Source organism: Arsenophonus endosymbiont of Crataerina pallida (assembly GCF_964020125.1).
GTDB classification, from domain to species: Bacteria; Pseudomonadota; Gammaproteobacteria; order Enterobacterales; family Enterobacteriaceae; genus Arsenophonus; species Arsenophonus nilaparvatae.
Genome location: NZ_OZ026540.1, coordinates 387,979 through 405,714, shown reverse-complemented (window position 1 = coordinate 405,714; position 17,736 = coordinate 387,979). Strand labels below are relative to the sequence as shown.

Genomic DNA, 17,736 nt, shown 5'->3' with positions numbered 1-17,736 from the left:
GCATATAAATAGAAGATAGACTGAAAAAATAATTACCACCTAACCACAAATTTTAGTCACTATCTCACCGTTAAAACAGATAAATACAGTCAAGTGGATATATTAGAATTGATCACTACATTTATTCAATTAACAGTCAGAATATTCTAATTCTCCTGAACTTCTTCACTCCCTGGCAGTACAATCTGTTTTGTATCTATTAGTTCAATAAAAGAAGCGGCTTTAATCGATAACGGGCGATTAGCCGCAGGATTAAATAAGTAAGCTAGTTACGTCTGGACGTGAATAATGCCCGACCGGATCGGCGATCGCTTTGGCGAAGGTAATTGAAGCAGGGTCAAGCGTAGCTAACAGTAATCCTTCCTCATTTTCTGCCAAGGGGGTTGTTAGCTCACTGCCATCTGGACCAAATATACGTGCATAGCCGCCACCTGCTTTTAACAAGTTCCGTTTAGTTTTATCTGTACATAACTGTTCAATTATCTGCTCTGACACAATGGCACACGATGCAATAACAAAACATTGCCCTTCTACTGCATAGGATCGTGAAAGCGCGATATTGACTTCAGGGCTCAAAGCAGCTGTTATATCGCGATAAAGGCTAAAACTAGGCCAAGACGCAATATGAATTTGCTCATGCTGAGCATATATAACATAACGCGTTAACGGTTGTATGTGTTCCCAACAACACAATGCCCCAATCACACCTAATTCAGTGGTAAACGTTTTTAGCGATGAACCATCACTTTCACCAAATAGAGTGCGCTCAACATGACTCGGTTTAAGTTTTCGCCGCACACCGACCGTTTCCCCCGTATTACTGATGAGCCATTGAGCCATATAAAGCGTACCATGATCTCTTTCACTCAAGCCCAATAGCAACCAAATATTATTCTCTTTAGCAACCGAAGCGATACGCTTTGCCTGTTCACTGCCTAATACTAAAGAATTTTGATAATATTGATAAACCAATGGAGTTAATGCGGCAGGTGAGTCCAACCAAAGAAACCAAGGATAACCAGGTAGCCAATTTTCCGGAAAAGCGATCAATTCCGCCCCTCTACTGGCCGCTTCTTTTATTAAATCGATAGTTTTATCAATAGTTCCTTCCAAATCCATAAATACAGGAGCTGCCTGTACACAAGCAACAGTGATTGATTTATCCATTATTAATTCACCTCATTGTTGAATATCACATATCGTTTATGTTTGCGATTATACAAATGAAGTGTTTCTAACGTTATTACCCGAAAGCAGCAAGTTTATCAGGCTCTACGCTATAGAGCCTGATATTGAAGTCTACCAGATATGGATTCGATCTTTAGGTGCCAGATAAAGCTTATGCTCTTTTTCTACATTAAATGCTGCATACCAATCATCCATATTGCGTACCACACCGTTGGCGCGATAGGGGTTCGGACTATGGGGATCAGCCATAATCTTATTACGCTCTGACTCTTTATTAGCTAACTCGCGCCAAGTTCTCGCCCAGGCTATAAAGAAGCGTTGTAATCCCGTCATTCCATCGATAATCGGCGGTTCATCATTCGGATAATGTTCTTTAGAAAATTGCTTATAAGCATTGAGGGCAATATTTAATCCACCGAGATCACCAATATTTTCACCTAGGGTAAGTTTACCGTTAACAGCTAAACCATCAATTTTAAACCCGTTATACTGCTTAATAAGTTTGGCGGTTTTTTCTTTAAAATGCTGCTGTGAAGCCGTTGACCACCAGTTTCTTAATTGCCCTGTTCCGTCATAAAGACGGCCTTGATCGTCAAAACCATGTCCCATCTCATGCCCGATCACCGCACCAATGGCACCATAGTTATAAGCAGGATCAGCATTTTGATCAAAAAATGGCGCTTGCAAAATAGCCGCCGGGAAAACAATTTCATTCTGAACTGGATTATAGTAAGCGTTAATTGTTTGTGGCGTCATCCCCCATTCCCACTTTCTGACTTTTTCACCGATCCGGCTCATATTATCTTGATAGAGCCAGTTTTGTACTTGCAGATAATTGTCGAATAATGTATCTGGTTGCAAATGCAACGTACTAAAATCATGCCATTTTTCAGGGTAACCAATTTTAACCGTAAATTGGTTAAGCTTTTTGAGTGCTTCTTGGCAAGTCCGTTTATCCATCCAGTCATTATTTTGCAAACGTGTTTTAAACGTTCCTTTAACATAACTCACCAGATTTTGGATCTTATTTTTAGCATCAGGATCAAAATATGTTGCAACATAAAGCTGCCCCAACGGCTCCCCTTGTAGTTTATTCACGACTTCCAATGCCCGTTCTTTACGTGAACGCTGCTGTTTAATACCATTTAATCGAGTTGAATAAAAATTAAATCGAGCATCAGAAAACGCTTGATTCAAGTAATTGGCTTTACTACTCAGATAATGGAAAACTAAGTAGTCTTGTAGGGTAGATAGCGGGGTATTAGCCAATATTTTTGCCAGCTGTTCATCTGAAAGTTTCCATTGTTGAATAAACCCCTGCCATTGATAATCTGGCGTAAACTTTTTCAATTGGCTAAGCGTCATCGGATGATAATTTTTCAACGTGTCACGTTCAGCTTCTGGTGTCCAATGAACTTTTGCCAACGATTTTTCTAACGCAAAAATCTGCTTAGCCTTTAACTGTGCTTCTTTTTCGCCTTCTCCCGCTAAATGTAAAATAGTGGCAATATAAGCGACGTAATCGTGACGGATAGTCTCCATCTGTTTAGTGTTATCCAGATAGTAATTTCTATTTGGTAGGCCTAAACCACCTTGTCCCAGATAAAGAACATAGGTATCAGGTACTTTTGCATCCAATCCAACCCAATAGGAAATAAATGGCATATAACCTGGTTTTGCCATCAAATTAGTAATATCAGCGTGAGTTTTTGCCTGCTTGATAGCATTCAGGGCATTTTGTACCGGCGTTAAACCTGTTTTTTCAACTGCCGTTTCATTTAAATAACTGCGATAAAGATTACGAATATTGCGTTGATTATGATTAAGCTCACTTTCCGGTTGAACTTCAAGTTTATTTATCAGTGCTTGCAGCTGTTTTTCTGTTTTGAGATATAACTCAACAAAGGAATTAATACGTGACATTCCAGCTGGGATTTTTGTATGAGCTATCCTATCTTGATTAACATATTGATAAAAATCATTACCCGGAGAAATGGAATCAGACAGTATGATTTTTTGTTCACCGTAAGTAACGTCTTTGGCAACAGCAAAGGAGGAGACTGTCAGAGCAGACAGACTAATAAGTAGTGCTAAAACAGTTTTTTGCATAGGAGAAAACCTTTCTCTTCTTTGAGATTGATATGTTCCATCAACAAGTGTTGATAAGCTGATAAAGTATATATACTACTTCAATTTTTTAACAAAAACGCACACATAAATTTAATTTTGTTTAAAGTTATAATCTTTATACTAATCAAAACATCGCTGTTGACAGATCCAAGACCAAATTATTAAACGCCAGCCACAAAATGAAATGTGGTTGGTAAGCATTAAATTTAACATGAAGCGAGTAAAGCGAAGTATAGTAAAACACTTTTTGCTAATCCGATCTGTCGTAAAACTTATGGATTAAAATTGTTAGGTCATGATTAGTTTATATTTTATTTGCGCCACTGAGGATGTGGCGCACAACTTATCAGATGAGTTAACCTATTTCTGTCTGGAGGATAAGGACTTCTTTATTGATTTCATTCATTATGTTGAAATGCCGCTTATCTTTAATTCTAGGGGGTAATATCTTTCCTTTGTCAAATTCAAATACTCCCATATCTTTGATATACAATCGACCACGAAATAATATCTTAACGTAACGCGCAATCTTCAGTGGGTTATAACGGTGAAAAATCTTCATTCAACTTTTTCCTCCCCTTTGTTGATCTTGAAGTCACAAAAATGTGATTCATGACACATTTTATAATCATAGACTCTGGTTACAAGCTTTAGTTCTCCTTTTCCAATAAGATTTAACGATTTTACATAACATGATAACGGGTTAAATAGTTTTGAATAATCATTACAATATTTTTCATTTGAAGCCTTAACAACTTTTGCTGTATGTGCTAAAGCAGCTCTCTATAACAAAGACATTATATTTAAGATTGACTATGCTAATAAACGAGGATAATCATCAATAACCAGTTTAGAAAAAATTAACGAGGAGTACTATGTTAAAAAAGATCATACCAATAGTAATTTTATTAACTCACCCTTTTTCTGCATTAACTGCCACCTTACAAATTAATAAGCCGGTGCCTGCCGTAACTGTCACCGATCGAGGTGAACTTTTGTTAAACGAAAAGGGTAAACTTATTTATCAAGATTGGCGCAGCAAGGAACTTGTTGGCAAAACAAGAACGATCCTGCATATTGCCGGGCGCCTTTCCGCTAAAGAGCTGAATGAGCCATTAATAGAGGCAATTAAACAAAAGAAATTTGATCAGAAAAAATATCAGACAACAACAATAATAAATACTGATGATACAATTCTTGGAACCGGTTTTTTTGTTCGCAGTAGTATTGAAGACAGTAAGCGAGAATTCCCGTTTTCTCAAATTATTGTGGATAATAATGGTGTAGTTAAAAAAACCTGGCAGCTAAAACCCAAGAGTTCTACCATCATCGTATTAAATAAAAAGGGTGACGTATTATTTGCTAAAGATGGTGCTCTAACATCTGAAGAGACAAATAACGTTATTAAATTGATTGAAACACAATTAAAAAAATAATTAATTAAACCATCAGAATATTGACACTCTAAATCCCGGATTAATAAATGATTCTCTGGGGGAATAGTCTAATGTTCTACCATTCCAATCCGTCACTTTAGCACCTGCCGCTTGGGCGATCGCATGTCCTGCGGCAGTATCCCAAATATGAGTGGGACCAAATCGCGGATAAAGCTGTGCTTTGCCTTCAGCAATAAGGCAAAATTTTAGTGAAGAACCCATCACATAATTTCATGCTGCCCCATTTGTGCTAAATAATCAGTCAATTCTTTATCCTGATAAGAACGGCTAATAACAATTAGCGGGGGATGCCCATTAGCAACATGAAGTAATTGTTTTACTCCATCCACTATTTTCCATGCCGCCCCTTGCTCACTAGCATAAAGCACATTTTTTGCTGGCGCATAAATAATCCCCATAACAGGAGAACCCGACTGAATCAAAGCAATATTAACGGTAAATTCACCATTCCTATGAATAAACTCTTTAGTTCCATCGAGCGGATCCACTAACCAATAGCTTTCCCAATGACAGCACTCTTGCCAAGCCGGTGGATCTTCTTCAGAGAGTAGCGGAATATGTGGCGTTATACTTGTCAATCCAGTTTTAATAATTTGGTGAGCAATAAGATCGGCTTCAGTCACCGGTGAGCTATCTTTTTTGTGCTTAACAGCAAGTTGTTGTGCACTTTCATAGATAGTCATAATTGCGCTACCTGCTTCTTTCGCCAAATCACATATTTGCTCAAGCATAATATATCTCGGAAAACGGCATAGATTATTTATCGAATTATCTTATTAATACACCAACTAACTCGATGACAAGTAAAACTTAATTATATAATTTCTAGTAATTCAACTTCGAATATTAACGTGCTAAAAGGTGGAATAGCGGCACCAGCACCACATTCACCATAGGCTAAATTATGCGGAATATAAAGTTCCCACTTTGATCCTGTAGGCATCAATGTTAACGCCTCAATCCAGCCAGCAATAACACCATTAACAGGAAATTCTGCTGGTTGCCCTCGATCTTTTGAACTATCAAAAATCGTACCATCGATTAATCGACCAGTATAATGAACACGAACCCGATCTGCTTTAGCCGGGACCGGGCCTTCACCTTGTTTTAATATACTAAATTGTAATCCTGATTCCGTAGTATTGACTTCCTCACGTTGCTGATTGTTGTCCAAAAAATTTTGTCCTTCCACCACCGCAGCTTGCTGAAATTCACGCCGCTGAGCATCCGCGCGTTCATGGATCTCTCGTAATGCTCTATGCAAAGCTTCAACAGGAACCACCGGCGTTTTACTATGTAATGCATCACATAAACCCGCAAGTAAAGCTTCTGGCTGAATGCCTTCCAAGCCTGATTCTAAAAGCTGTTGACCAACTTGAAGACCAATGCCATAACTTGCCTGAGTTTCAATTGAATCAAATGCCTGATCTGTCATAACAGCTCCTATTTATTAAATTATAAATAATAATAAAGAATAACAGTCTCAAATAAATGGGTAAATAACCATATAAAATAAATCTAGTTAAAAATAATATTCTAATTTTATATCAATTCATTAATTTTATAATACTAAAAACCTAAAGGTGGGATTTCAGTTTGAAAAATAAATTTTATTCCTAAATATAATATCTATAAATGATAATATATGAACAGTGACAATTTCATGAATTAAAATTATCGACTACCAGCCAAAAATTCCTCTAACACTCGGCAGAGATAAAAAAGTAAAACAATTGACTTTGTACGATTGATTAATAGCAACAATGATTTAGCTGATAGAAATCGGAACAAAAACACCAGCATCAGCTGGTGTTTTTGTTTGTGCATAATAATCAGAAAGCAATTATTCAGCAATAATATTCACATTCAGTTTTGCAAATACATCACTATGCACTTGGAAATGAACTTCATGTTCACCAACAGTACGCAATACACCATTTGGTAAGCGAACTTCGCTTTTCATAACCTCAACACCGGCAGCAGTGACTGCCTGAGCAATATCACGAGTCCCGATCGAACCAAACAGTTTACCTTCATCACCGGCTTTAGAGGCGATGGTTACTGTTGCTAATGAATTAATTTTTTCAGCGCGCCCTTCCGCAACAGCCAGAACATCGGCTAATTTAGCTTCTAATTCGGCACTGCGTGCTTCAAAAAATTCAACATTCTTTTTAGTTGCAGGAACAGCTTTTCCCAGCGGAACTAAATAGTTACGAGCATAACCCGCTTTAACATCAACTTTGTCACCCAGGCTACCCAGGTTTGCTACTTTATCCAGTAGAATAATTTGCATTACCTTATCCTCTTTAAGTCGTTAATGGACCGTACCAATTACTGATGATGATCAGTATATGGCAACAGAGACAGGTAACGCGCGCGCTTGATAGCATGAGCGAGCTGACGCTGGTATTTTGCACGAGTACCAGTGATACGACTTGGTACAATTTTACCACTTTCAGTGATATAGTTTTTTAGCGTTGCAATATCTTTATAATCAATCTCTTGAACGCCTTCCGCTGTGAAACGGCAGAACTTACGACGACGGAAATAACGTGCCATTTGGCTAGTCTCCAGAATCTATCAATTCAATCTGCTCGGCGTGAAGCACCAAATTATTCAAGCCATTAGCGCCCTGATGGCTACTAATAAAACCGATAACTGTGATACAACTACCGACCGTTATACTGTGAGTAAACTGTTGTAATTTTTGTCCGCTGGCGATGATGGTTATTCTACACCATACTTGCCGATCAAAACCGGCTTCCTGCTGCTGTGAACGATGTTCGAGCACAAACTGGCAGTGAGGAACCCCAGCTGGACTGACTTTTCTTATCGGCGCATTACAGATTTTGCCTGACAGCACCAATCGATTAGTATTCACAACCAAATTTACTCTTCAGAATCCTCAGCAACCTCAATTCCTTCCAGGTCTTCATCAACCAAATCACGACTGCGACGATCGTCTTTGGCTTTAACCATTGGAGAAGCTTCAGTAACCGCATGCTTAACACGCATAATCATGCTGCGGACAACGGCATCATTGAAGCGGAAGTTTGTTTCTAACTCATCAATCACTTCTTGCGGCGCTTCAACGTTCATCAGAACATAGTGTGCTTTGTGCAATTTATTGATTGGATAAGCCAATTGACGGCGACCCCAGTCTTCCAAGCGATGGATTTGACCTTGCGCTTCGGTGATAGAACTACTATAACGCTCAATCATACCTGCAACTTGCTCGCTTTGGTCCGGATGAACCATAAAAACGATTTCGTAATGACGCATGAGTTTTGCTCCTTACGGATTAATCAGCCTCCTGTCAGGGTCAGCCGCATCCCATGGAGGCAAGGAACTTATTTAAGTGCGGCTGAAAAATCGACGCGTAACTATACCTATCCTTTAGTTAAAACTCAAGCAATAGATTAAATCATCACTTATCGCCATTGAATTGGGTTAAGTAATCTTGCCAAGATTATCAATGCTCTTACTTTTTTCTCAATAACTGTGCCGTTGACGTACTGCTTCGAATAAACAAACGCCGGTCGCAACAGAGACATTTAAAAACGAAACCATACCGGCCATTGGAATACTAATCAGTTCATCACAATGTTCCCTTGTTAAACGACGCATACCTTCACCTTCAGCACCCATCACCAATGCAACCGCCCCGGTTAACTTACTCTCATATAATGTATGATTGGCGTCACCTGCAGTGCCAACAATCCAGATATGATGCTGCTGCAATTGACGTAGTGTCCGCGCAAGATTGGTAACCCGAATTAATGGCATACTCTCAGCTGCACCACAGGCAACTTTCTTAGCGATGGCATTAAGTTGAGCAGATTTATCCTTTGGTACAATAACCGCATCAATACCCGCAGCCTCTGCACTACGTAAACAAGCACCTAAGTTATGTGGATCGGTAATACCATCTAATATAAGCAAAAAGGGTGATTTTGTCTGAGAAATAATAATATCTAAATCACTCTCTTGATATTGCCGCCCGGGTTTTACCTGGGCAATAATACCCTGATGAACAGCGTTCTCTGTCTGCTTATCCATCCATTGACGATTAGCTAACTGGATAATAATACCCAATTTTTCAAGCTGGTGAATAATCGGCAATAAACGTTTATCTTCACGCCCTTTGAGTACATAAACTTGTTTTAAACGCGATGGATCGCGCTCCAGCAGTGCTTGCACTGCATGAATACCATAAATAATTTCACTCATAAATTTATCGATTACTTTATAACTCTCAAAGATAGTTAATCATTGCCGATGAAGATCAGTAATAAAAATAACTAAGATTATTTTTGTGCTTTTTTGATAGCCTTTTTTGCTCTCAATTTTGCGGCAATTTTTTTACTTTTATCAGAAACCTTTTTCCCTTTCTTATCTACTTTTTTAGCGTTGCCGCTGCCTTTTTTATTCGCTTTAATAAATGCACTACTGGGCTCAAAATTTTTGTCCTGGCTGTGATCTTGCTTGCTATGAGTTGAAATTGTTTTTTTAAATTGCTTTTTTGCTTTTTCTTTTGCTGTCTTACCTGGATTTTTTGCCTTACGTAAGGTTGATATCAATGCAAAATCGATCTTGCGTTCATCCATATGTACAGCTTCAACGCTAATTTCAACTTCATCACCAAGACGATATACCATCCCCGGAGACTCACCAATAAGTCTCTGTCCTACATTATCGTAGCGATAGTAATCATTATTAAGTGATGAGACATGCACCAGACCATCAATAAAAAGATCTTTTAAGCGGACAAAAAAGCCAAAACCCGTGACACTGGTGATAATGCCAGTAAATACATTGCCAACTTGATCCTGCATAAAATCACATTTCAACCAATCAGCAACATCTCTCGTTGCTTCATCAGCTCGCCGTTCGGTCATTGAACAATGTTCACCCAATTGCAGCATTTCATGAGTATCAGAATGCCAACCACCGGTCGGCGTCGAGCGATGTTGATTGTTTCCATGTTGGCCAGATAAAAGATATTTAATCGAACGATGTAACGCTAAATCAGGATATCGACGGATCGGTGAAGTGAAATGGGCATAAGATTTCAGTGCTAAGCCAAAATGCCCTCTATTTTCAGGATCATAAATAGCTTGTTTCATTGAACGCAAAATCATTGTTTGCAGCAATTCATGATCCGGACGTTCAGCCACTTCATCCATAACTTTAGCATAATCAGCTGACTGTGGTTTCATGCCACCTGGCAATGTCAAACCCAGCTCACTAAATACCGTCCGCAAATTTACAATACTCTCTTGTTTGGGCCTATCATGGACACGGTACAAGCTAGGTTCTTTATTCCGCTCAACAAAACGTGCGGCAGCGATATTCGCTAAAATCATACACTCTTCAATTAATTTATGCGCATCATTACGTTCAACCGGCTCTATCCGCTCAATGCGTTTTTCTGCATTAAAAATAAATTTAGCTTCTTCAGATTCAAAGGAGATAGCCCCGCGTTTTATGCGCGCATTATCTAACGCTTTATATAATCGATGAAGTTGTTCTAAATGCGGCACCAGGTCTTGATAATGTTGACGTAATTCTTCGTCACCCTGTAAAATTTTCCAGACTTTGGTATAAGTCAATCTGGCATGAGAACGCATTACGGCTTCATAGAATTTAGATGAAGTAATTTTCCCTTCCGCCGATAGCTGCATTTCACATACCATGCAAAGCCTCTCAACTTCAGGGTTTAATGAACATAACCCATTAGAAAGAATTTCAGGCAACATAGGGATCACTCGTGATGGAAAATAGACTGAATTTCCCCGACTAACCGCTTCACTATCCAAAGCCGTTTGTGGCCGCACATAATAACTAACATCAGCAATCGCGACCCATAAGCACCAGCCACCGTCTTCTTTCGGCATACAATAAACTGCATCATCAAAATCTCGGGCATCTTCGCCATCAATGGTGACTAAAGGTAGATGACATAAGTCTACTCTGCCTTTTTTTGCTGACGCAGGGATCTGTTCGGACAAATCAGCAACTTGCTTCTCAACTTGTGGCGGCCAACTATACGGAATTTCATAGGTTCTTAATGCAATCTCTACCGCAATGTTAGTCCCCATGCTTTCGCCCAATACTTCGACAATATTTCCTACTGCCTGGGTATGGCGCGCTGGTCGGGTTGTCATCTCAACGACAACCACATTTCCCATCCTGGCACCGTTAACCTGCTCTTTAGGGATCAATATGTCAAAGGACAGTCGACTATCATCAGGGACTACATACCCCATCCCCGATTCTATAAAATAACGTCCTACAATATGATTATTTAGTGGGACAAGCACTCGAACAATGCGAACTTCTGTACGTCCTCGCCGATCTTTGCCCAATGGCTGGATAAGTACAACATCACCATGCAGCGCTTTTTTCATTTCTTCTAAAGAAAGGTAAAAATCGTCTTTCTGGCCTTCTACCCGTAAAAAACCAAAACCATCACGATGGCCAATAACTGTGCCTTTGAGTAAATCAAGGCGTTCAGGTAAGGCATAACATTGACGACGAGTAAATACCAATTGCCCATCACGTTCCATAGCACGTAAGCGGCGCCGCAAAGCCTCTAACTCTTCTTCTTTAGTTAACTTTAATATTCGGGCGATTTCTTGTCGACTTACAGGCTTAGTAAATTTTGCTAATACCTCTAAAATATATTCACGACTTGCAATTGGTGAATGATATTTCTCAGCTTCCCGGTCTTTATAAGGATCTTTTGCCATCACTCACCTCCGCTACCACTTTGATTAATATAATCCACTAATACACCAGGCCTGTTATTTATTTTAATAGTAACTTATAAAGTAGCTTATTATTTTCTATTAGATCTGCCAGTGTATATTTATCTAATTCATTTAAAAAAAGTTCAATTGCTTGATTTAATATTTTTTTTAATCGACAAGCAGAAGTAATATGGCAAAAATCGCTGCAGCAATTAACTAATGCTAGAGGCTCTAATAGACGAACAACATCACCTATCCGGATCTGCTCAGCTGGCTTGCCTAAGTAAATCCCTCCATTTTTCCCTCTCACCGCAACAACAAGTCCACATCGGCTTAATTGATTAATAATTTTTACCATATGGTTACGCGAGACACCGTATACATTAGCAACTTCAGTAATATTAGTTCTTTTATCCTTAGGTAATGAAGCCATATAAATTAATGCTCTTAAGCCATAATCAGTAAAACTTGTTAACTGCACATTAACCTCTGGTTATAAAACAAAAATGGAAAGACATCTTCTTGACATTAATTCATCTAGTTATATCTATTATGTAAATTTTTATCATATTAAGCAAAATTGATCAGTAATCAGGTAATATGAATTACTAGATATAAAAATAACGCCTGAATGTTCAGGCGTCACTCTTTGAGCAATATTATTGAGTGGTAAAATTATGCATCAAAAGAATCTCGTAATATCATTGTTTCAGCACGATCAGGTCCAGTCGAAATAATATCTATCGGGATCCCGGTTAATTCCTCAATCCGTTTAATATAATCAATGGCTGCTTTAGGTAATTGATTATATTCTTTTACCCCAAAAGTACTTTCACTCCAGCCTGGTAACGTTTCATATATCGGCGCTAAATCTTCCCATTCCTCTGCCGCTAACGGCGTGATAGTCAATTCAGTCCCATCTGGTTTGCTATAAGCAACACAAAGTTTCACTTCATCCAAACCGTCTAATACATCTAATTTAGTTAAACAGAAACCGGAAAGAGAATTGATTTGAACTGCCCGGTTAATAGCAACAATATCTAACCAACCTGTACGACGGCAACGGCCTGTTGTTGCACCAAATTCTTGCCCTTTTTCACGCAGGTATTCGCCGGTTTCATCAGATAACTCCGTTGGAAAAGGACCGCCACCTACACGGGTAGAATAAGCTTTCAATATTCCTAAAACATAATCAATATAACGCGGACCTAATCCTGAACCAGTGGCAACACCACCCGCCGTTGTATTTGATGAAGTCACATAGGGATAAGTACCATGATCAATGTCCAGCAATGTTCCCTGAGCACCTTCATACATCACTAATTCGCCTTTTTGATGCGCTTTGTATAATAAATCAGCAACATCAACGGTCATAGCCGTCAAAATATCGGCAATAACCATAATATCATCTAATGTTTTTTGGTAATCGATTGCAGGCGCTTTATAATAATTCACTAATTGAAAATTATGGTAATCAACAATTTCTTTAAGTTTGACTGGAAAGGTTTTTTTATTAAACAGATCGCCAACACGTAATCCACGGCGGGCAACTTTATCTTCATAAGCAGGTCCAATGCCCCGGCCGGTCGTTCCTATCGCTTTTGCGCCTCGCGCTTTTTCACGCTCATTATCTAAAGCAACATGATAGGGCAAGATTAATGGACAAGCAGCCGAAATTTTGAGGCGTTCACGCACTGGCACGCCACGCGCTTCCAATTTTTTCATTTCATCCATTAATGCATCAGGCGCTAATACCACACCATTGCCAATGACGCTTATGACATTTTCACGCAGAATACCCGATGGGATAAGATGGAGAACAGTTTTCTCACCATTTACCACTAGCGTATGACCAGCATTATGCCCACCTTGGTAACGAACAACATACTTAGCGCGTTCAGTTAGTAAATCGACTATTTTGCCTTTACCTTCGTCACCCCACTGAGTACCTAATACGACAACGTTTTTACCCATTTCAAAATTCACTCGATTGCTTAAAAAAGAATTCTATCATTTCAATCATTAGCTGCCAGCAATTTTTATAACACCAATACCTCTTTTCATGACAATCTTAACAGATTAAAGCCCGCCTAATGCGGGCTTACCTAGAGTCAATTGGCAATCATTTCATTTATCTTTAAATGATCACTGTACCGCTCTTTGTTTAGTTGGTGCTCGCATATAGCGGAAAAAATCGGTATCTGGGCTTAATACCATCACATCATCACCATTTTTACTAAAGCTCTTTTCGTATGCCCGTAAACTACGAATGAAAGCATAGAAATCAGGATCTTGGTTAAATGCATCAGCAAATAGCTTAGTTGCCATCGCATCTCCTTCACCATGTAATTTCAGTGCCGTGCGCTCCGCTTCTGCCAATGTCTCGGTCACTGTTTTATCTGCTGCTGCACGGATCTTCACGGCCTCTTCTTGACCTTGTGAACGATGTTGGCGTGCTACAGCCTCTCGTTCAGCGCGCATACGTTGATATATCGCTTCCGAAACTTCACTTGGCAATTCAATACGTTTGATACGAACATCGACAACTTGGATCCCTAACGCCGCCATGCTGTTTGGATTAACAACTGGCGAATTACCTTTGATCTCTTGATCAAAACGGGCTGCTGCCGAGGCAATAACCTGATCTGCATCTTTTGTCGCTTCTGTATCTGAACCAGAACCTTTATTAAGTGCATCACGCACATCGACGGTCAAGCGCCCGCGAGAATCGGTAATAATATCTTTCACATTTAAACGGCCAAATTCTGAACGCAGACGATCACTAAATTTACGTTTCAGTAAAGTTTCAGCTTGATAAGGATTACCGCCACCGGTCGCCACATAGTAACGACTAAAATCAGTAATTCGCCATTTTAAATAGGAATCAACCATTAAATCTTTATTTTCTCGAGTCAGATAGCGATCTGCCTGAACATCCAATGTCTGAATACGAGCATCCAGCATTTTTACCGTTTCAATAAATGGTATTTTGAGGTGCAAACCTGGCTCATAAATAATAGGTTTATTGTCACTATCACGCACAACCTTACCAAAGCGTAGAATAATGCCTCTTTCTGTTTGTTGAACGGTGAAAATTGACATATACAACACAACTAATGCAGCAACAATAATAACAATCACTGATTTACGCATGATTATTGTCTCCCTACACGAGTTGAATTACTGCCCCGAGCATTATCCCGCGTACCATAGCTATATGAATAAGGCGATTCAGTAGAAATATCTGATTGCTGAATAACTTTTAGTGGTGTTATTTTTTGTATATCTGCTGCTTTATCTTTGGTTCCACTGCGTAAAATCTGCTCTAACGGCAACACTAACATACTATTGCTCTTGTCGTTAACAATAACCTTACGCGTATTACTTAGTACTCGTTCCATTGTCTCAATATATAAACGTTCTCGAGTGATTTGAGGAGCAGCTCGATATTCTGGCAACATTTTGGCAAAGCTAGCTACTTCACCTTCCGCCTTGAAAACCACACTTGATTTATAAGCTGTTGCTTCTTCAATCAATTTCTGCGCATTACCTTTCGCTAATGGCAAAACTTCATTACGATAAGCTTGCGCTTCACGAATGGTCTTCTGTTCTTCTTCTCGCGCTGCAATAACATCATCAAATGCGGCTTTAACCGCTTCCGGTGGACGAGCAGCCTGGAAGTTAACATCTAATATCGTTATACCCATATTATAAGGTCTTATCGTATTTTCTAACTCTTTTTGTGTTTCATCACGGATAAAGGCACGTTTCGTCGTTAACACCTGTTCCATTGCTGATTGGCCAATAATTCCACGTACTGCGCTATCTATTGCCTGACGTAAACTGTTATCCGGGTTAGTAACATTAAATAAATATTGAGCCGGATCTGTTACGCGATACTGGACGTTCATTTCTACTTGAATAACATTTTCATCCGAAGTTAACATCATACCATTAGTCGCTTGTTCACGAATGGTTTCAACATTAATCGGAATCACTTTTTCAATAAAATTTGGTTTCCAATTTAAACCCGGTTCAGCAGTATGGCTATATTTACCAAAACGGAAAACGACGCCACGATCACTCTCTTTTATCGTATAAAAACCACTTGCAGCCCAAATAATAACAACTGCTGCGATAATAAATACGATAAAACGGCCGTTTATATTGACGCCATTTTGATTACTCGAACCATTTTTACCTTTATTATTCCCACCTAAACCACCAAGTTTGCGACTCAACTTGCGGAACAGATCGTCAAGATCAGTTGTTCCCTTTTTCCGATTACCTTTATTACCACTGGAGTTGCCGCTATTGCTGCTTCCCCACGGGTCGCGGTCCTGTCCGTTATTACCGGGCTGATTCCACGCCATGTTATAGCTCCATTCGTTATGATTGGTTTTTCAGGGCTAAGAGCAAAATATTTTACTCTTAATTTGTTCAATTTATTGACCACATTTAATGTGTTGACTTAACAATGTACTCAAGTAAAGGTTGTTCTTGCTTGCAAAGTCTTTGCCAGTCAACAATGGGCAGCTTCACTTCAAGCATGATACTGCCATCTTTATCCATTTCTTCATATTCGATTGCCTGAAGTTGATAGAACCGACTGCGCAAACGACCCGCTTCTGGCGGTAAACGCAATTCATAGTGTGCAATTTCACCAGAAAGGCGTTCTGTCAGCGCCTGTAATAATAATGGAATCCCTTCACCAGTTTGAGCAGAGAGCCAGACCCGAATAGGGACATTATTCTCATCGCGATCAATACGGGGAGTAAATCCATTCAACATGTCAATTTTATTCATGACTAACAGCGCTGGAATTTCATTAGCCTCAATTTCTTCTAGTACACTTTCAACTGCGCGGATATTTTCTTCCATACGGTTATCCGCAGCATCGACAACATGTAATAATAAACTGGCTTCGCGTGTTTCCTGCAATGTTGCTTTAAATGCAGCGACCAGATCGTGAGGTAGATGGCGAATAAAACCTACAGTATCAGCCAACACTGTCACTCCAACATCATCAATATCAATACGCCGTAATGTAGGATCTAACGTCGCAAATAATTGATCTGCTGCATATACTTCAGACTCTGTCATTTGATTAAACAGACTAGACTTACCTGCATTAGTGTAACCTACCAATGATATGGTGGGAATACCCGCTTTACTTCTAGCTTGTCTACCCTGCTCTCTCTGCTTTTCTACCTTAGCCAACCGAGAAAGAATTTGTCGAATTTTACCGCGGATCAATCGACGATCCGTTTCAAGTTGCGTTTCACCAGGTCCACGTAAGCCGATCCCTCCTTTCTGTCGTTCAAGGTGAGTCCAGCCACGTACCAAACGGGTAGAAATATGCCTTAACTGAGCTAATTCAACTTGTAGTTTACCTTCATGTGTACGTGCGCGCTGTGCAAATATATCTAAAATTAAACCCGTACGATCAATAACTCGGCACTGACATAATCGTTCAAGATTTCTTTCCTGTGCAGGGCTTAACGTATGATCAAAAAGAACCACATCGGCATTACTGTCTTTAACAGCTGCCGCAATTTCTTCCGCTTTACCCTCACCAACAAAATATTTAGCCTGCGGTGATTTGCGATTTCCTGTGATTATCTGTACTGGCTTAATGCCCGCAGAGATGACTAATGATTCAAATTCAATCAGGTTTTCAGTATCTTTTTCATTAGAGAAAAAAACATGCACAAGAACAGCTAATTCCCCACCTTCATGTCTATCAAACAAAAGCACAACTCCTTAGACTTAAAAAATATCAAACAGGCAAAGTACAGGTAAAAGGAACTTTACCTGTACTTTTTTGTTCAGATAATTAACTGAATTATTCAGTCGCATCACTATCCTGTGGAACTGCCACATTACCTGTATTGTAATTACCTAAGCCTGTATTACCCCCTTGATTACTATGGTGAGATACAGGACGAGAAGGTACTACAGTAGAAATAGCATGCTTATATACCATTTGGCTTACTGTGTTTTTCAGTAAAATAACAAATTGATCAAATGATTCGATTTGACCTTGTAATTTGATGCCATTGACCAAATAAATGGAAACCGGAACCCTTTCACGACGTAACGCGTTTAGGAACGGATCTTGCAAAGATTGCCCCTTAGCCATTCTCTATTTTCCTTATTTTGTTGTTTTTAACTAAGAACCTTTATGGTTCGAAAAAATTAACTACTCA

Annotated in this window: 17 protein-coding genes and 1 pseudogene; 1 reads left to right on the top strand and 17 read right to left on the bottom strand. The window is 39.3% G+C overall.

The window, feature by feature from the left end; all coding sequences use genetic code 11:
* Positions 1-252: 252 nt before the first annotated feature.
* From AACL31_RS02185 to AACL31_RS02175, 3 genes are all read right to left on the bottom strand, one after another.
* Positions 253-1,167 carry a carbon-nitrogen hydrolase family protein gene (locus tag AACL31_RS02185; protein WP_310511514.1) on the bottom strand — a complete coding sequence of 305 codons (915 nt, stop codon included), beginning with the start codon at positions 1,165-1,167 and terminating at the stop codon, positions 253-255.
* A gap of 132 nt (positions 1,168-1,299) precedes the next feature.
* Positions 1,300-3,297, bottom strand: coding sequence for a M13 family metallopeptidase (locus tag AACL31_RS02180; RefSeq protein ID WP_339053719.1), 1,998 nt, complete (start codon positions 3,295-3,297; stop codon positions 1,300-1,302).
* 376 nt (positions 3,298-3,673) lie between these two features.
* On the bottom strand, positions 3,674-3,880 hold the full coding sequence (locus AACL31_RS02175) for a DUF1107 domain-containing protein (protein WP_026821849.1): 207 nt from the start codon (positions 3,878-3,880) through the stop codon (positions 3,674-3,676).
* A gap of 313 nt (positions 3,881-4,193) precedes the next feature.
* Here AACL31_RS02175 and AACL31_RS02170 point away from each other — a divergent pair, with 313 nt between their 5' ends.
* Positions 4,194-4,754 (top strand): YtfJ family protein, encoded by a 561-nt coding sequence (locus tag AACL31_RS02170; RefSeq protein WP_310511516.1) that lies wholly within the window; start codon positions 4,194-4,196, stop codon positions 4,752-4,754.
* A gap of 12 nt (positions 4,755-4,766) precedes the next feature.
* Here the strand turns inward: AACL31_RS02170 and cysQ are convergent.
* The 14 genes and pseudogenes from cysQ to hfq all read right to left on the bottom strand — a co-directional run bounded on the left by cysQ (position 4,767) and on the right by hfq (position 17,669).
* Positions 4,767-5,506 (bottom strand): annotated as a pseudogene (cysQ, locus tag AACL31_RS02165) (3'(2'),5'-bisphosphate nucleotidase CysQ).
* 83 nt (positions 5,507-5,589) lie between these two features.
* Positions 5,590-6,210 (bottom strand): FKBP-type peptidyl-prolyl cis-trans isomerase, encoded by a 621-nt coding sequence (locus AACL31_RS02160; protein WP_310511517.1) that lies wholly within the window; start codon positions 6,208-6,210, stop codon positions 5,590-5,592.
* Between the two features lie 408 nt (positions 6,211-6,618).
* Entirely contained in the window at positions 6,619-7,068 is a 450-nt protein-coding gene (gene rplI, locus AACL31_RS02155; RefSeq protein ID WP_310511518.1) for a 50S ribosomal protein L9, read from the bottom strand.
* 38 nt (positions 7,069-7,106) lie between these two features.
* Complete coding sequence (gene rpsR / locus AACL31_RS02150) at positions 7,107-7,334, bottom strand: 30S ribosomal protein S18 (RefSeq protein WP_310511519.1); 228 nt, start codon at positions 7,332-7,334, stop codon at positions 7,107-7,109.
* A 4-nt stretch (positions 7,335-7,338) separates the two neighbouring features.
* Positions 7,339-7,656, bottom strand: a complete 318-nt coding sequence (gene priB, locus AACL31_RS02145) for a primosomal replication protein N (protein WP_310511565.1) — start codon at positions 7,654-7,656, stop codon at positions 7,339-7,341.
* 8 nt (positions 7,657-7,664) lie between these two features.
* Positions 7,665-8,057: a 30S ribosomal protein S6 gene (gene rpsF, locus AACL31_RS02140; protein ID WP_032114365.1), complete on the bottom strand. Its 393-nt coding sequence runs from the start codon at positions 8,055-8,057 to the stop codon at positions 7,665-7,667.
* A 210-nt stretch (positions 8,058-8,267) separates the two neighbouring features.
* Complete coding sequence (rlmB, locus tag AACL31_RS02135) at positions 8,268-9,005, bottom strand: 23S rRNA (guanosine(2251)-2'-O)-methyltransferase RlmB (protein WP_310511520.1); 738 nt, start codon at positions 9,003-9,005, stop codon at positions 8,268-8,270.
* A gap of 77 nt (positions 9,006-9,082) precedes the next feature.
* Positions 9,083-11,527: a ribonuclease R gene (rnr, locus tag AACL31_RS02130; RefSeq protein WP_310511521.1), complete on the bottom strand. Its 2,445-nt coding sequence runs from the start codon at positions 11,525-11,527 to the stop codon at positions 9,083-9,085.
* A 58-nt stretch (positions 11,528-11,585) separates the two neighbouring features.
* On the bottom strand, positions 11,586-12,008 hold the full coding sequence (nsrR, locus tag AACL31_RS02125; RefSeq protein ID WP_310511522.1) for a nitric oxide-sensing transcriptional repressor NsrR: 423 nt from the start codon (positions 12,006-12,008) through the stop codon (positions 11,586-11,588).
* A gap of 194 nt (positions 12,009-12,202) precedes the next feature.
* Positions 12,203-13,501, bottom strand: coding sequence for an adenylosuccinate synthase (locus tag AACL31_RS02120; RefSeq protein ID WP_310511523.1), 1,299 nt, complete (start codon positions 13,499-13,501; stop codon positions 12,203-12,205).
* Between the two features lie 171 nt (positions 13,502-13,672).
* Positions 13,673-14,680, bottom strand: coding sequence for a protease modulator HflC (gene hflC / locus AACL31_RS02115; RefSeq protein ID WP_310511524.1), 1,008 nt, complete (start codon positions 14,678-14,680; stop codon positions 13,673-13,675).
* Between the two features lie 2 nt (positions 14,681-14,682).
* The gene (hflK, locus tag AACL31_RS02110) at positions 14,683-15,900 is read right to left on the bottom strand and encodes an FtsH protease activity modulator HflK (RefSeq protein WP_339053718.1); all 1,218 of its coding nucleotides are present in this window, start codon (positions 15,898-15,900) and stop codon (positions 14,683-14,685) included.
* An 85-nt stretch (positions 15,901-15,985) separates the two neighbouring features.
* On the bottom strand, positions 15,986-17,278 hold the full coding sequence (hflX, locus tag AACL31_RS02105; RefSeq protein ID WP_310511526.1) for a ribosome rescue GTPase HflX: 1,293 nt from the start codon (positions 17,276-17,278) through the stop codon (positions 15,986-15,988).
* 94 nt (positions 17,279-17,372) lie between these two features.
* Positions 17,373-17,669 carry an RNA chaperone Hfq gene (hfq, locus tag AACL31_RS02100; protein ID WP_026821863.1) on the bottom strand — a complete coding sequence of 99 codons (297 nt, stop codon included), beginning with the start codon at positions 17,667-17,669 and terminating at the stop codon, positions 17,373-17,375.
* Positions 17,670-17,736 lie beyond the last annotated feature (67 nt).

Bases quoted from the DNA above. Each gene is read 5' to 3' on its own strand.
- AACL31_RS02180 (WP_339053719.1), bottom strand. From the start codon at position 3,297: ATGCAAAAAACTGTTTTAGCACTACTTATTAGTCTGTCTGCTCTGACA.
- hfq (WP_026821863.1), bottom strand. From the start codon at position 17,669: ATGGCTAAGGGGCAATCTTTGCAAGATCCGTTCCTAAACGCGTTACGT.
- rplI (WP_310511518.1), bottom strand. From the start codon at position 7,068: ATGCAAATTATTCTACTGGATAAAGTAGCAAACCTGGGTAGCCTGGGT.
- hflC (WP_310511524.1), bottom strand. From the start codon at position 14,680: ATGCGTAAATCAGTGATTGTTATTATTGTTGCTGCATTAGTTGTGTTG.
- rpsR (WP_310511519.1), bottom strand. From the start codon at position 7,334: ATGGCACGTTATTTCCGTCGTCGTAAGTTCTGCCGTTTCACAGCGGAA.
- AACL31_RS02160 (WP_310511517.1), bottom strand. From the start codon at position 6,210: ATGACAGATCAGGCATTTGATTCAATTGAAACTCAGGCAAGTTATGGC.
- AACL31_RS02185 (WP_310511514.1), bottom strand. From the start codon at position 1,167: ATGGATAAATCAATCACTGTTGCTTGTGTACAGGCAGCTCCTGTATTT.
- AACL31_RS02170 (WP_310511516.1), top strand. From the start codon at position 4,194: ATGTTAAAAAAGATCATACCAATAGTAATTTTATTAACTCACCCTTTT.
- AACL31_RS02120 (WP_310511523.1), bottom strand. From the start codon at position 13,501: ATGGGTAAAAACGTTGTCGTATTAGGTACTCAGTGGGGTGACGAAGGT.
- rlmB (WP_310511520.1), bottom strand. From the start codon at position 9,005: ATGAGTGAAATTATTTATGGTATTCATGCAGTGCAAGCACTGCTGGAG.
- rpsF (WP_032114365.1), bottom strand. From the start codon at position 8,057: ATGCGTCATTACGAAATCGTTTTTATGGTTCATCCGGACCAAAGCGAG.
- rnr (WP_310511521.1), bottom strand. From the start codon at position 11,527: ATGGCAAAAGATCCTTATAAAGACCGGGAAGCTGAGAAATATCATTCA.
- hflK (WP_339053718.1), bottom strand. From the start codon at position 15,900: ATGGCGTGGAATCAGCCCGGTAATAACGGACAGGACCGCGACCCGTGG.
- AACL31_RS02175 (WP_026821849.1), bottom strand. From the start codon at position 3,880: ATGAAGATTTTTCACCGTTATAACCCACTGAAGATTGCGCGTTACGTT.